General features: G+C 69.0%; 10 protein-coding genes and 1 pseudogene. 7 read left to right on the forward strand and 4 right to left on the reverse strand.

All coding sequences use genetic code 11. The features are described 5' to 3' along the window. Positions 1-23 precede the first annotated feature (23 nt). Together gltS and CLV01_RS23720 are read left to right on the forward strand one after the other, a co-directional pair. Positions 24-1,253 carry a sodium/glutamate symporter gene (gltS, locus tag CLV01_RS23715; protein ID WP_099733064.1) on the forward strand — a complete coding sequence of 410 codons (1,230 nt, stop codon included), beginning with the start codon at positions 24-26 and terminating at the stop codon, positions 1,251-1,253. A gap of 23 nt (positions 1,254-1,276) precedes the next feature. Next, entirely contained in the window at positions 1,277-2,908 is a 1,632-nt protein-coding gene (locus CLV01_RS23720) for a phospholipase D family protein (protein WP_099733063.1), read from the forward strand. 16 nt (positions 2,909-2,924) lie between these two features. On the opposite strand, the gene CLV01_RS23725 is transcribed toward CLV01_RS23720, so the two are convergent. After that, on the reverse strand, positions 2,925-4,247 hold the full coding sequence (locus CLV01_RS23725) for an NAD(P)/FAD-dependent oxidoreductase (protein WP_016447575.1): 1,323 nt from the start codon (positions 4,245-4,247) through the stop codon (positions 2,925-2,927). A gap of 397 nt (positions 4,248-4,644) precedes the next feature. Between CLV01_RS23725 and CLV01_RS23730 the strand changes: the two genes are divergently transcribed. Genes CLV01_RS23730 through CLV01_RS23740 form a run of 3 tightly spaced genes read left to right on the forward strand, consistent with a single transcriptional unit; the run spans position 4,645 to position 6,061 of the window. After that, positions 4,645-4,920: a ParD-like family protein gene (locus CLV01_RS23730; RefSeq protein ID WP_012206835.1), complete on the forward strand. Its 276-nt coding sequence runs from the start codon at positions 4,645-4,647 to the stop codon at positions 4,918-4,920. Further along, positions 4,917-5,723, forward strand: coding sequence for a type I methionyl aminopeptidase (gene map, locus CLV01_RS23735; RefSeq protein WP_034396318.1), 807 nt, complete (start codon positions 4,917-4,919; stop codon positions 5,721-5,723). Before CLV01_RS23730 ends, map begins: the two co-directional genes overlap by 4 nt. 2 nt (positions 5,724-5,725) lie before the next feature. After that, positions 5,726-6,061 carry an SMR family transporter gene (locus CLV01_RS23740; RefSeq protein ID WP_012206837.1) on the forward strand — a complete coding sequence of 112 codons (336 nt, stop codon included), beginning with the start codon at positions 5,726-5,728 and terminating at the stop codon, positions 6,059-6,061. Between the two features lie 27 nt (positions 6,062-6,088). On the opposite strand, the gene CLV01_RS23745 is transcribed toward CLV01_RS23740, so the two are convergent. The 3 genes from CLV01_RS23745 to CLV01_RS23755 form a co-directional block, all read right to left on the reverse strand. After that, positions 6,089-7,735 (reverse strand): acyl-CoA synthetase, encoded by a 1,647-nt coding sequence (locus CLV01_RS23745; RefSeq protein ID WP_012206838.1) that lies wholly within the window; start codon positions 7,733-7,735, stop codon positions 6,089-6,091. A 471-nt stretch (positions 7,736-8,206) separates the two neighbouring features. Next, complete coding sequence (locus CLV01_RS23750) at positions 8,207-9,679, reverse strand: hypothetical protein (protein WP_099733062.1); 1,473 nt, start codon at positions 9,677-9,679, stop codon at positions 8,207-8,209. Positions 9,680-9,682: 3 nt separating this feature from the next. After that, positions 9,683-11,017, reverse strand: coding sequence for an SPFH domain-containing protein (locus CLV01_RS23755; protein WP_013801155.1), 1,335 nt, complete (start codon positions 11,015-11,017; stop codon positions 9,683-9,685). 256 nt (positions 11,018-11,273) lie between these two features. Here CLV01_RS23755 and CLV01_RS23760 point away from each other — a divergent pair, with 256 nt between their 5' ends. Both CLV01_RS23760 and CLV01_RS23765 read left to right on the forward strand, forming a co-directional pair. After that, the gene (locus CLV01_RS23760) at positions 11,274-11,999 is read left to right on the forward strand and encodes a response regulator transcription factor (protein ID WP_012206841.1); all 726 of its coding nucleotides are present in this window, start codon (positions 11,274-11,276) and stop codon (positions 11,997-11,999) included. After that, a pseudogene (locus CLV01_RS23765) lies at positions 11,996-14,217 on the forward strand (sensor histidine kinase). Before CLV01_RS23760 ends, CLV01_RS23765 begins: the two are co-directional and overlap by 4 nt. Positions 14,218-14,255 lie beyond the last annotated feature (38 nt).

Here is a 14,255-nt window from a genome sequence, read left to right on the forward strand (position 1 = left end):
CCGCCCACCAGAACACGGAAGCCATGCACCTGACTTTCAGCGCCTACTACACCCTGATCTTCGCCGCCCTCGTCCTTTTGCTGGGCAAATGGCTGGTGCAGCACCTGCGCCTGCTGCGCGAATTCAACATCCCCGAGCCCGTGGCCGGCGGTCTGGTCGCCGCCGTCGCCCTGTTCGTGCTCAACCAGACCCTGGGCTACACCTTCAGCTTCAGCAGCGAGCTGCAGATGGCCTTCATGCTGGTGTTTTTCTCATCCATCGGACTGAGCGCCAATTTCGCCAAGCTGCGCGAAGGCGGCCGTTCGCTGCTGCTGTTCCTGGCCGTGGTCGCCGTCTTCATCGGCCTGCAGGACCTGGTGGGCGTGAGCCTGGCCACGATGCTCGGGCTCGATCCGCTGTTCGGGCTGATCGCAGGCTCCGTCACCCTGACGGGCGGCCATGGCACGGCAGGCGCCTGGGGCCAGGTTTTCGAGCGCGAGTACGGCATCCAGGGCGCGGTCACGCTGGGCATTGCCTGTGCCACCTTCGGACTGGTGATCGGCGGCCTGATCGGCGGCCCCCTGGCCAAGGCCCTGATCACGCGCCGCAGGCTTGCCGTGCACGACCCCGCAGCCGCCCCCGAAAAACAGCCCCCGCTGGGCGAAAGTGCAAGCCACGGCGGCTTCGAGAATCCCGAGCAGACGCGCCTGATCACCACCAGCGCGGCCATAGAAACACTGGCCCTGTTCGCAGGCTGCCTGGGCTTTGCCGAGTTCATGGCGCAGTTCACCGCCGGCACCCTGTTCTCCCTGCCCGCCTTCGTCTGGGCGCTGGCAGGCGGCGTCGTGATCCGCAATACGCTGGACTATGTCTTTCACTTCCAGGTATTCGACCGGGCCATCGACGTCTTCGGCAATGCCTCGCTGTCCATCTACCTGGCCATGGCCCTGCTGTCGCTCAAGCTGTGGGAGCTGGCGGGGCTGGCGGCGCCGCTGATGGTGATCCTGGCGGCCCAGACCCTGGTGATGGGCCTGTACGCCGCGCTGGTGACCTTCCGCATCATGGGCAGCAACTACGATGCGGCCGTGCTGGCCGCCGGCCACTGCGGTTTCGGCATGGGTGCCACGCCCACGGCCGTGGCCAACATGCAGGCCATCACCAACCAGTACGGCCCCTCGCACAAGGCCTTCCTCATCGTGCCGATGGTGGGCGCCTTCTTCGTCGACATCGTCAATGCCACGGTGATCCAGCTGTTCATCCGCTGGCTGCACTGACCACCGCAAACACCGAACGCACCATGCCGCTGCTGCGCCGCGCCCTTGCCACCACCCAGGCGCTCGTCCTGGCCCTGCTGCTGGCAGGCTGCAGCCTGCCGCCGCTGGCCGGCCGCAGCGAATCCACGGCGCTGCCGCCCGGGGCCGCCCAGGCCACGCTGCTGGGCCAGGCGCTGGCACCGCTGCTGGACCAGCATCCGGGGCTTACCGGCATCCACGCGCTTTCCGATGCACGCAACGCCTACGCGGCGCGTGCCCTGCTGGCCCGCGTGGCCCAGCGCACGCTGGATGTGCAGTACTACATCTGGCGTGACGACACCACGGGCCACCTGCTGCTTGACGAACTGCGCCAGGCCGCCGACCGGGGCGTGCGCGTGCGCCTGCTGCTGGACGACGGCGGCACGGCGGGGCTGGACACGCAGCTCAGCGCGCTGGACCGGCATCCGCAGATCGAGGTGCGGCTGTTCAACCCCTTTGCGCAGCGCACGCCCAAGGCGCTGGGCTATGTGACGGATTTCTCGCGCACGCAGCGGCGCATGCACAACAAGAGCTTCACGGCCGACAGCCAGGCCAGCATCGTGGGTGGACGCAACATCGGCGACGAGTACTTCGCGGCCACCGACGGCGTGCTGTTCGCCGACCTGGACGTGGTCGCCATGGGGCCGGTGGTGGCCGATATCGCGCACTCGTTCGACCAGTACTGGGCCAGCGCCTCGGCCTACCCCGTGGCCAGCCTGCTGCCGCCGCTGCCCGACTATGCGGTGGCGCGCGCCAGCGAGGCCCTGGCCACCGAGGTGCAGCGCCCCGAGGCCCAGGCCTATGTGCGCGCCGTGGCGCAAAGCCCGTTCACGCAAGAGCTGCTGGCCGGCCGCCTGCCCCTGCGCTGGGCCCGCACCACCCTGGTCAGCGACGACCCGGCCAAGGTGCTGGGCCAGGTGCCCAGGCAGGGGCTGCTGATCACGCAGCTGGCACCCGCCATCGGCCAGCCGCAGCGCCAGCTGGACCTGGTCTCGCCCTACTTCGTGCCCACCGAGGCCGGTGTGCGCGCCCTGGCCGGCCTGCGCCACCAGGGCATTGCCGTGCGCGTGCTCACCAACAGCCTGGAGGCGACCGACGTGGCCGTGGTCCATGCCGGCTATGCCCGGTACCGGCGCCCGCTGATCGAGGAAGGCGTGCAGCTGTATGAGCTGCGCCGCCAGATCGGCGAGCCGGACACGCCCGCAGCCGATGCAGGCGAGCCCAGGCAAGGGCTACCGTCGCCCGCCGCGTCCTCGGGCGGGAAGTCGGGCGTGGGTTCGGGCAGCCGCCCCGGCAGCTCGGGCTCCAGCCTGCATGCGAAGACTTTTGCGGTCGATGGCGAGCGCATCTTCGTGGGCTCGTTCAACTTCGACCCGCGCTCGGCCCACCTCAACACCGAAATGGGCCTGCTGATCGACAGCCCCGAGATGGCTTCGCAGATGAGCCGCATGCTCGACCAGAGTCTGTCAGCGGCCGCCTACCATGTGCAGATCGATGCACAGGGCCGCCTGAGCTGGACTACGGAAAGCGGCACGCCGCCTGAGCCACTCACCACCACCACCGAGCCCGGCAGCAGTGCATTCAAGCGCCTGATGCTGCGCGTGCTGGGCTGGCTGCCCATCGAGGGGCTGCTTTGATGCCGGGCCCGGCTGCTCAGTCCAGCCGGATCGACGGGCGCAGGCGCGAATTCATCAAATCGATCAGCCACAGCAGCCCCCCGCGCCAAAAGCCGTAGATCCGCGCCTGGTGCGAGCGGTACAGCATGATGTGGCTCAGCATGGCCATGCGCCCGCGGATCACGCCGCCGTTGAACAGGCCGAATTTGCCCAGCGATCCATAGGCGTCGTAATGGGCCAATGACACCAGGGCGCCAAAGTCGCGGTAGGCAAAGCCTTCGGGGCGGAAACCCGGCTCCTTCAGCAGGCGCGGCAGCGTCTCCACCAGATAGCGGGCCTGCTGGTGCGCCACCTGGGCGGTGGGCGGCAGCGGCACGCTGGCACCGGGCAGGGTGAAGCTGGCGCAATCCCCCACGGCGTAGACATGGGGGTCGCTGGTCTGCAGCTGGCCGTTGACCTTGAGCTGGTTGCCTTGCGTGGTCTCCAGTCCCAGCTGCGCCAGGAAGGCCGGGGCCTTCACGCCCGCTGCCCAGACGCGCAGGCCTGCGGGGACGAACTCGCCGCTGGCCAGCACGAACCCCTCTTCGCTGGCCGACTGCACGCGGCCGTTGACGATCACCGAAACGCCCAGGGCCTGCAGACGCAGGCGCGTGGCTTCGGAAATCTCTTCAGGAAAACCGGGCAGCAGGCGCGGCCCGGCCTCGATCAGCACGATGCCGAAGCGCGCGGCCTCGCCCAGCGCGCCATAGGCCCGGGCGCTCTCGGCCAGCTGCACCAGCTCGGCCGCCAGCTCCACGCCCGTGGCGCCGCCGCCCACGATGGCCACGCGCAGCTGCTCGCCGCTGGTCATGCAGCGCACCATGCGCAGGCGGATCTCGCTGTTGAAGGCATCGGCCTTGCGGCGCGAGTCGATCATGAAGCAGTGCTCGTCCACGCCCGGCGTGCCGAAATCATTGGCGCCGCTGCCCACGGCGATCACCAGCCTGTCGTAGGCAATGCGCCGGCCCGGCACAATCTCGCGGCCATCGGGCGCCTCGATGGGGGCCAGCAGCACCTCGCGGGCCTCGCGGTCCAGGCCGCACATTTCGCCGGGCTGGTAGGCAAAGCTGGCGTCGCTGGCCTGGGCCAGGTAGGTGGTCTGCTGCTGGGCCAGGTCGCGCGTGCCGGCCGCAATGGTGTGCAGCATGGGCTTCCAGACATGGGCCGAATCGCTGTCCACCAGGGTCACCGAGCCGATGGCCCCCGTGCGCCCCTTGCCCAGCGCCGTGGCAATCTCCAGCCCCGCCACGCCACCGCCCACGACGACGATGCGCGCCCCGCCCGATCCCGTTGCCGAACCCGCTTCTTGTTCCTTGCCCATTGCTGCTCCCTGCCGGAAGGCCCGGCCGGCCGCACCATGCGCCGGCTTGCAGGACATTCGCTTCCAGACAGTCTTGATTCTTGTCAGTTTGGGTAGCAGGCGACTTGCTAGGGGTAAGCCCCAGATCTGCAACAGATATCTGATAGAAGACCGCAGATCGCGCAAGGCCCAGTCTTGTACAGGACCGCTCTGCAGGAAAAACATCATCCCTGCCGGATGGCCAGCCAGACCTGATCATTGCGCTATCAACACAAGAGCATTCACACCGTACTTCGCGCAGTCTTGCCGACGACATGGCGGCCTGCATCTGAAGACCTGCACGAATGTCCCGCCGCAGAGCCCGCGATTTGCGATTGTCAATATACGAAACGTATATTCCCCGTATGATCGCCACCCCATGGGAATCGTCAAAATATCCGACCAATTGCACGACCAGATCCGCCTGTCCAGCGCGGCCCTGGGTCGATCCATCAACGCCCAGGCCGAGCATTGGCTGCGTGTCGGCCAGTTGGCCGAACACCATCCCCATCTCGACTACGCAGGCATCTGCGCCCTGCTGCTGCAAGAGGCCGCGGCCACGCTGAAGCTGGGCGAGCCCGAAGCGGCACCGGCTCCCGCCGATACGGCAGCACGCCGCCCGCGCCCCGTGCGCCTGTCGGGAGGTCTGCAATGAGGGGGGCCAAGCTGCGCAGCGTCCCGCTGCACGATGCCCTCGATATCGGGCAATCACGCAAGGCCGGTGGCCTGGCCGCCCGCGTCCTGCAGATGCTGGTGCCCCACGTGCAGCCGGGCGTCAGCACCGAGCACCTGGACAAGCTCTGCCATGACTTCATCGTCGATGAACTGCGCTGCGTGCCCACCAACGTGGGCTACCACGGCTTTCCGAAGACGGTCTGCACCTCGCCCAACCACGTGGTCTGCCACGGCATCCCCGACGCCCGGCAGATCCTGCGCGAGGGCGACATCCTCAATGTCGATGTGGCCGTGACCACGCCCGAGGGCTGGATCGGCGACACCAGCCGCATGTACTACGTGGGCCAGCCCTCCAACCAGGCGCGCCGCCTGGTGGAGACCACCTACGAGGCCCTGCTGGCCGGCATCCGCGCCGTGCGCCCCGGCGCCACGCTGGGCGACATCGGCCATGCCATCCAGACCGTGGCCCAGCGCGAGCGCTTCAGCGTGGTGCGCGAGTACTGCGGCCACGGCATCGGCAAGGTCTACCACGACGACCCCCAGGTGCTGCATTACGGCCAGCCCGGCCAGGGCATGGTGCTGGAGGCCGGCATGATCTTCACCATCGAGCCCATGCTCAACGCCGGCAAGGCGGCCACGCGCGAACTGGCCGACGGCTGGACGGTGATCACCAACGACAAGTCGCTGTCCGCCCAGTGGGAGCACATGGTGGTGGTGACCGACACGGGCTTCGACGTGCTCACGCGCTGGCCCGAGGGCACGGGCAGCTACGCGGCCATCTGAGCATGGCGTCCAACTACCTGTACCTGGGCCTGGCCATCGTCGCCGAGGTGGCGGCCACCTCCTGCCTCAAGCAGTCCGAAGGCTTCACGCGGCTGTGGCCCAGCGTGGTCACGGTCCTGGGCTACGCGCTGGCCTTCTACTTCCTGTCGCTGACGCTGCGCACCGTGCCCACGGGCGTGGCCTATGCGATCTGGTCCGGCGCGGGCATCGTGCTGATCTCCCTGGTCGGATGGCTCTGGCAGGGCCAGACGCTGGACCTGCCCGCGCTGGCGGGCATGGGCCTGATCGTGGCGGGCGTGCTGGTCATCCAGCTGTTTTCCAAGACGGCCGGACACTGAGCCGCTGCCCGCGCCGCGGCCCGGCCATCAGCCCGTGATGGCCTGGACCGATCCGGCCTGGCGGCGCAGCTCGAACTTCTGGATCTTGCCCGTGCTGGTCTTGGGCAGCTCGCCAAAGACCACGGCGCGCGGCACCTTGTAGCCGGCCAGGTGCTTCTTGCAGTGGGCCACGATGTCTTCGGCCGTGGTCTGCGCGCCGGCCTTCAGCTCGATGAAGGCGCAGGGCGTCTCGCCCCACTTGGGATCGGGCTTGGCCACCACGGCGGCGGCCAGCACGGCCGGGTGGCGGTAGAGCACGTCCTCGACCTCGATGGACGAGATGTTCTCCCCGCCCGAGATGATGATGTCCTTGCTGCGGTCCTTGATCTGTATATAGCCGTCCGGATGCTGCACGGCCAGGTCGCCCGTGTGGAACCAGCCGCCGCGGAAGGCCTCGTCCGTGGCCTGCGGGTTCTTCAGATAGCCCTTCATGGCGATGTTGCCCTGGAACATGATCTCGCCCATGGTCTGGCCGTCATGGGGCACGGGTTCCATGGTCTCCGGATCGAGCACGCTGGCCGAGCGCTGCAGGTGGTAGCGCACGCCCTGGCGGGAATTGAGGCGCGCGCGTTCGCCGATGTCCAGCGCATCCCAGGCCGCGTGCTTGGCGCAGACCGTGGCCGGGCCGTAAACCTCGGTCAGGCCGTAGACATGGGTGATGTCGAAGCCCAGCTGCTCCATGCCCTCGATCATCGACGCCGGTGGCGCGGCGCCCGCCACCATGGCCTTGACTCCGGCGGGCACGCCCTCCTTCATGGCGGCCGGCGCATTGACCAGCAGGCCGTGCACGATGGGCGCGCCGCAGTAATGCGTGACGCCGTGGTTGCGGATGGCATCGAAGATGGCCTGGGCCTCCACCCGGCGCAGGCAGACATTGACCCCCGCGCGCGCCGCCACCGTCCACGGAAAGCACCAGCCGTTGCAATGGAACATGGGCAGGGTCCACAGGTAAACGGCGTGCTTGGGCATGTCCCACTCCAGCACATTGCTGATGGCATTGATGGCCGCACCCCGGTGGTGATAGACCACGCCCTTGGGGTTGCCCGTGGTGCCGCTGGTGTAGTTCAGCGCGATGGCATCCCACTCGTCGGCAGGCAGCTGCCAGTCGAAACCGGCATCGCCACCGGCCACGAAGTCGTCGTAGTCCAGGCTGCCCACCTGCTCGGCGGCCGGTCCGTACAGCGCGTCCTCGACCTGGATCACCAGCAGCGGCGCGCTGCGCTGGCGCAGCTTCAGTGCCTTGGCCACCACGCCCGTGAACTCCGGGTCCACGATCAGCACCTTGGCCTCGCCGTGGTCCAGCATGAAGGCAATGGTTTCCGCATCCAGCCGCGTGTTCAGCGCATTGAGCACGGCCCCCGCCATGGGCACGCCGAAATGCGCCTCCACCATGGGCGGCGTATTGGGCAGCATCACGGCCACGGTGTCGTTCTTGCCCACGCCCGCCTTGTGCAGGCTGCTGGCCAGCTGGCGGCAGCGCGCATAGGTCTCGCCCCAGTTGCGGCGCAGCGTGCCGTGGACCACGGCCAGCCGCTCGGGATAGACCTCGGCCGTGCGGGCGATGAAGCCCAAGGGGCTGAGCGGCGCATGGTTGGCGCTGTTGCGCTCCAGATGCTGGTCGTAAATGTGGGTCATCGTGGTCTCCGGTTCGCTGGGTTTTCTGGTGAGATGCCCGCCTGCCGCCGCAGGCTGGCGAAACCTGAAGATATAGCAAGACAGGCTTACACAAGCTTGATGCGCATCCACCCGGCTCGCCACCGCACAGGCCCGGATAACCAAAGCGGCATGCATGGTCTTTGCAGGGCATCACAACTTTCAGAATTTCATGGAAATTGAAAATACCTATGCAGAACAATCACTTGACCTGCCTGCGGACACGCCTCCGGCTGTCCCCCAGGCGACTGCACAACCACAGTCCTCTATAAGACATCATTTATCAGATGACTCGGCCGCACGGCCCCGGCTTCACTCGTAGAATCGCCGCTTGGATTCGCCGGCCAGCACCGCTGGAAGGCGAACAAGGAGTTCCTAGAGGAGTCGCCTGGCAACGCTCCAGGCATCGTTGGAGACGAGCCTGCACCCCACCGGTGCAGGCTTTTTTTTGCTTCAGCGCAGGCTCAGGGACTGGCGCTTCCAGGCCGGGTCCTGCCAGCGCTGGAACAGCGGCAGGGCAGACACATCGCCGGTCACGCGCTCGGTGGCCAGGCCGTCCAGCCGCACCACCTCGAAGCTCTTGCGGTAGCGGCCCTGGCCACGGGCCTCGCGCGCCACCAGCATCAGCTGGCCGCCAGGCACCCAGCCCGCCCATTCGGCCACGCCGGTCTCCGGGGCGGTGGCGGCCGGGGGCAGCACGTCGGCCAGCCAGCCGCCTTCGGTCTTGCGCAGCACCCACAGTTCGCGCCAGCCTTCCAGCGGCTGCACGGCCAGGGCCACGGCCGTGCCCTCGCGGTTGGTGCTGGCCGATGCAGCCCACACCACGCCATAGGTGCAGCGGCGCAGCAGCGGGGCCTTGGCGCCGTGCTGGGCGTCCACCAGCAGCACGCAGGTTTCGCCGGCAGCACCGGGCTCGGTCAGCAGCGTCGGGCGGGCTCCGGCAGCAGGAGCCGCAGCAGCAACAGGCGACAGCGCCCAGCGCACGGCGCTCACCCGCATGGCCGCGTCGTTGTAGGCGCTCTGGTCTTCATCGGGCAGCTCGGACTTGCTGACGCCCGTGAACTCGGCAAGCGCCCGGGCGGCCGATGCCGCCACGGCAGGGTCGGCCATGCTCTTGCGCGCCTGCTGAAAGGCCAGCGCCGCCCACACGCTGGCGCGGCGCATCTGCACGCGGCCGCGCAGGTAGGGCGGCAGGCCGGTCACGTCCACGCGCTCCAGCACATCGGCCTGCCAGGCATGCATGCGGGCGCGCTCATGGGCCGGCAGATCGGGGTCCACGCATTCGGGCCTTGTCAGCGCCAGGGCGGCGCGGGCGCGCTGCGGCGCGTCGGCGGCGGGCATGGCCAGCACGCGGCGGAAGAATTCGCCTTCATAGCAGACCTGCATGCGGCCTTCGACCTCATAGGTCGCAAAGCGCAGGCCGTAGCCGTTGGCCACATCCAGGTGGGCCGACAGCGTGGCGCCCGAGGCCTTGCCGGGCGCCGCAGCGGAGGCGCGCCGCGCCAGCCGGTCGGCAAAGCCGCCCAGTGCGTCGAAGGCCTGCGCGCCTTCGGCGCCGGCCAGGGTCCTGGCGGGCGCAGCCTGCAGGTAGGCGGCCACCAGGCCGATGCCCAGCGCCTCGGCACCGGGCGTGTCCTGCACGAAGCGCAGCACGGCCAGCAAGGCGGGGGCATCGGCCTCGGTCATGGCCACGCGGCGCACATCGCCGGCGCGGATGAAGCCGCCGCGCTCGCGCTTGTGGTCCCAGACCTGGAGGTAGTCCAGGCGTTCGCCCCTGATCTCCAGCACCTCTCCCTGCCACAGGCTGGCCTGCTGCTGGGCGCCATCGCGCGGCGCGGCGCGCAGGCTGGCCTGGTCCTGCACCACGATGGCGCTGCCCATGCCGGTGGCCAGCGCTGCGGCGGCCAAGGTCGATACGGTCAGCATGGCTTATTGCTCCTGAACGGCTGCGTTGGCATCTTCGGCCGCCACGGAGGCTGCGCCGGCCTGTGCATTGCGGCTGCCGCCCAGCAGGGCCGCGCCGATGAAGTCGCCATTGGTCGGCGGGGGCGCGATGATGACCTGGATCTTGTCCGAAAGCTTGTCGGCCAGCGTCTTCTGGATGAGCAGCGGGTAGCGCGTGACCAGGGTGCCCTCGCGCGCCATCTGCTCGGCGTTGACCTTGCCCAGGCGGTCCATGCGGAAGGCCTCGGCCTCGGCCAGCTTCTGGCGTGCATCGGCTTCGCCATTGGCCTCGATGCGGCGGGCCTGGGCGCTGCCCTCGGCGGCTTTCACGCGGGCCACGCGCTCGGCCTCGGCCTCCAGCTGGCGCTGCTCGATCTGGCGCTGCTTGAAGGGCAGCACATGCTTCATGGCCTCTTCCTGGGCACGCGCCGCAATCACCTGCTCGCGGGCGGCGGCTTCGGCGGCCACTTCGCGGCGCACCTTGTCGGCATTGGCATCCAGCTCGGTTTCCTTGACGCGCTTGTCCTTGAGTTCCAGCGTGTAGCGCATCTTCTCCGAGGCCAGCTCCTCGGCCAGCAGGCTGTCCATGCCGCGGCGGTACTCGGCGGGCAGGTCCACCTTGCCGATCTGGATGCTGCGCAGCGTGACGCCGTCGGCCGCCAGGCGCGTGCGCAGTTCGGTCTCCATGATCTGGGCGATCTCGGCACGCTTGGTCGAGAAGATTTCGCGCACGGTGTAGCGCGCAAACACCTTGTAGACCAGGCCCTGCACGGCGGGCTCCACGATGTCGCCGCCTATGTCCAGAGGCAGGTTGCCGGCCTTGACGGCGGGCGATGCGGGATCGAGCGCATAGCGCACGTTCAGGTCCAGACCCAGGGACAGGCCCTCGACCGACTGCAGGGGTGCGCTGCCATTGGCCTGGCGCATGGCCTCCGGGCGGTAGCTCTGGTCGCGCAGGGAGAACACGCGCACCGTGTGCAGGCCCGGCACCACCCACACGCTGCCATCGCGCCACAGGCTGACGGAGCCTGTGAACTGGTTCAGGCGCACGCCCAGCGTGCCCTGCTCCAGGTGCTGCACGGGCGGGTTGCGCACCACCACCAGACCTGCCGCCACCACCACGGCGCCGATGGCCAACCAGCGCACGGTACGTGCCGTGGGCAGCAGGACCGCCCAGTCCACGGGCTGGCGGCGGGGCGCGTTGCCCGGCAGCGTTGCAGCATCGGACCCGGCTGCGGGCGCGGCAGTGCCGGCTTCGTCCAGACGGGCGGACTTGCGGCCCGTCAGGGCCTGCATGATGCGGTTCCAGGTGGCTTTCATGGTGTTCTCTCTCTCGGCTGTGATGGCTGTTGTTGGCTGTTTCTGAGGCACCGGAAACAGGGGTGGCTCATTGAGGACCGATTGTTCGGATCCACCCCGGAAGCAACAACGCAGCGCACGGACCAAAGCGCTCACACCGGCAGCGCAAACGCTCCGGCCCCGGAAGAAAAACTCACACCCGGGCCGGCGCAGGGCCGAGATAATCCCGCGAACACCGCCACGGCGGCCTCCCCCGACCCCACCACTGCACAGCCCCATGACCCGTATCGCCGTGATCGAAGACGACCTGCCCACCAGCAACCAGTTGGCGGGATGGATACGCAGTGCGCGCAGCGGCATCGTGATCGACCAGTGGTTCACGCGCGACGAGGCCGAGGCCGCCCTGGCCCGCGAGCACTACGACGCCGTGGTGCTGGACATCGAGCTGGGCCGCGAGCGCCATGCGGGCGTGGCGCTGATCAACGCCATCAACAAGCTGGGCCAGGGCACGCCGGTGCTGGTGGTCTCGGCCATGCCGGCCGCCATCTACCGCAGCATCATGAAGGCGCTGGACGCCTGGGACTACCTGCAAAAGACCACCTTCGAGGAGGCGGACTTCATCGAGACCTTCCTGGACATCCTGCGCACCACGCAGCGCGCAGCGCCCGTGGCCGCGCAGGCCGCCGCAGCGCCCGCAGGCGACGCCCTGGTGCTGGACCCGCTGTGGCAGCGCACGCCCACCTGGCGCGGCGAGCGCATCAACCTGCCGCTGACTGCCCAGCGCATCCTTGCCACGCTGCACCAGCGCAGCGGCGAAGTGGTGTCCTACGACGAGCTGTTCGAGGTGGTCAAAAGCGGCCGCAACCGCGACAACGTGCGCAAGCACGTCAGCACCATCCGCGAGGCCCTGCGCGAGGTGGACCCGGGCTTCGAAGGCATAGAGAACGTGCCCATGCGCGGCTTTCGCTGGGTGGGCCAGGCCGGCGCCGCCGTCCGCACATGAAGCGCCTGCTCAACCCCAGGCTGGAGCTGCCCCGGCTGGAGGTGCCTCGCCTGGGCCTGGCCGCCTTCCGCCAGCGCATCCTGCTGCGCGGCGTGTTCGTGCTGCTGGCAGTGGCCACGGTGGCGCTGAGCGTGGTGGTGCTCAAGGACGAGAAGGAACGCGCCTGGCAGGCCTACCAGCACGGCTTTGTGCGCAGCCAGGCCGAGGTCATGGCGCGGCTGCGCCATCCTTCGGGCCGGCTGGCCCTGCTCAACGCCGGCCACCTGGGCCAGGGCGTGACGCCGCTGGCGCCGCTGCTACTGCCCTACGCGGCCATCGACTTCGACGATCCGCAAAAGTCGCAGCAGGCCGTGGAGATGGCCGGCTGCTCGGTCCAGTACTCCGATGGCGCCTCGCTGTGCGCAGCCATTGGCAACAATCCCTACGCAGGCGGATTCATCTATCTGGTGGGCAGCTTCTTCGCAGGCGAGCTGACACCGCGCGAACGCGGCTCGCGCGAGCCCGCCCAGGCGCACCGCGCCCGCATCACGCTGGACATGCGCGGCAGCACCTACCGCTGGATTGCGCCCTATGAGGCCATGCCGCAGCAGGGCAACAAGTCCGGCAACGGCGAGCACGGCCGGCTCACCGGCTTTGTGGACAACGGCACGCCCCAGCTTGAGGCCCGCGCGCGGCCCGTGCGCGATTTCCGTGGCTGGCTCTGGCAGAACGGCCATTGCCGCGACCTGCCGCCTGGCGTGCAGGGCAGTGCGGGCAATGACAAGACACCCCCTGCAGCCGACTGCCTGCGCCGCACGTACTACTCCATCCGCCTGCCGGTCGAGCTGTTCCGCGAAGCCCTGTTCCGCAGGGACGTGCGCCCCGTCTGGCCGCCCGAAGACCTGGGCAGCATGCGTGTGCGCGTGGAAATGCTGGCCCCCGGGGACACGGAGCCGCCGCTGTTCGACAGCAACTCGCCTGGGGCGCAGCTTGCGGCCTCGCTCAACGACATCTCGCGCAGCCTGCTGCCGGGCGAGCGCGTGCAGATCCGCAAGGTGGGTGCCGACGAAGCCAGCGCCATCACCCTCAAGGGCGTGGATGTGCAGGCCGCGCCGTCGGCGCCCTGGCTGCTGCGCCTGATCAGCTGGCTGCCGCTGGATGCGGCCGGCGTCTCCGCCGCCACCATGACCCCGGCCGTGCCCACGGGCCAGGACATTCTGGACACGCCCACGGGCAACTACACCGTCAGCTTCACCGGCCACCCGCGCGATGTGGAGCAGGGCCTGGCCGCCGTGGCCACGCGCCTGTCCTGGTACCTGGGCGCCATGCTGGCCGCCATTGCGCTGGCCTGGCTGATCGTCGAGCTGGGGCTGATCCGCCGCGTAACCGCCCTCACCCGGCGCGCCGCCGCCGTGTCGTACAACGTGCAGGACGGCCATGTCGGCCCGCGCCTGGGCGACCTTGAAGTGTCGGACCTTCGTGGTTCCGACGAGCTGGGCATTCTGGCCGGTGGCCTGGCCGACCTGCTGCAGCGCGTGAAGGACGACCTGCAGCGCGAACAGCTGCGCGCCCAGCAGGAACGCGACATGTGGCATGCCGTGGGCCACGAAATCATGTCGCCCCTGCAATCGCTGATGGTGCTTTACGGGCCCGACGACCCCGGCCACCGCTACGTGCAGCGCATGCAGCAGGCCGTGCATGTGCTCTACGGCACGGCATCGCCGGCCGAGGCGCTGCAGGCCGCCAACGTGCCCGAAGGCCGGCTGGACCTGAACGCCTTCCTGTCCCACGTGGCCGCCAACGCGCACTTCGCGGGCATTGCCAACGTGGTCTACGAAGGCGGGAGCGAGGACGGGGGCGGGAACAGGGACGTCACGGGCGCCGTGATCGTGCGCGCCGACGAGTTTGCGCTGGAAGACGTGGTCACCCACATCCTGCGCAATGCCGACAGCTACCGGCCCGCGGGCACGGCCATCACGCTGTCGCTGTCGGCCTCGGAGTCCGCCGCCAGCGCCACGCTGCACAACCAGGGTGCCACCATTGCGGAGGACCTGCTGGAGCGCATCTTCGAGCTGGGCGTGTCCGCCCCCAGGAGCCGGCGGCCGCCGGCAGCGCCGAGCACCGGGGCCAGGGCCTGTTCGTGGCCAGGACCTACATGGCGAAGATGGGCGGCACGATCAAGGCGCACAACACGCGCGATGGCGTGGCCTTCACGCTGACCTTCCAGCGCCTGGGCTGAGGGCCGGGCCCCCAGCCAGTGCCCCCGGGGCACGGCCG

Origin of the sequence: Delftia sp. 60 (genome assembly GCF_002754395.1) — a bacterium.
In the GTDB taxonomy this organism is placed as follows: domain Bacteria; phylum Pseudomonadota; class Gammaproteobacteria; order Burkholderiales; family Burkholderiaceae_C; genus Comamonas; species Comamonas acidovorans.

Coding starts and splice junctions, on each gene's coding strand:
- gltS (WP_099733064.1), top strand. CDS start 24: ATGCACCTGACTTTCAGCGCCTACTACACCCTGATCTTCGCCGCCCTC.
- CLV01_RS23720 (WP_099733063.1), top strand. CDS start 1,277: ATGCCGCTGCTGCGCCGCGCCCTTGCCACCACCCAGGCGCTCGTCCTG.
- CLV01_RS23725 (WP_016447575.1), bottom strand. CDS start 4,247: ATGGGCAAGGAACAAGAAGCGGGTTCGGCAACGGGATCGGGCGGGGCG.
- CLV01_RS23730 (WP_012206835.1), top strand. CDS start 4,645: ATGGGAATCGTCAAAATATCCGACCAATTGCACGACCAGATCCGCCTG.
- map (WP_034396318.1), top strand. CDS start 4,917: ATGAGGGGGGCCAAGCTGCGCAGCGTCCCGCTGCACGATGCCCTCGAT.
- CLV01_RS23740 (WP_012206837.1), top strand. CDS start 5,726: ATGGCGTCCAACTACCTGTACCTGGGCCTGGCCATCGTCGCCGAGGTG.
- CLV01_RS23745 (WP_012206838.1), bottom strand. CDS start 7,735: ATGACCCACATTTACGACCAGCATCTGGAGCGCAACAGCGCCAACCAT.
- CLV01_RS23750 (WP_099733062.1), bottom strand. CDS start 9,679: ATGCTGACCGTATCGACCTTGGCCGCCGCAGCGCTGGCCACCGGCATG.
- CLV01_RS23755 (WP_013801155.1), bottom strand. CDS start 11,017: ATGAAAGCCACCTGGAACCGCATCATGCAGGCCCTGACGGGCCGCAAG.
- CLV01_RS23760 (WP_012206841.1), top strand. CDS start 11,274: ATGACCCGTATCGCCGTGATCGAAGACGACCTGCCCACCAGCAACCAG.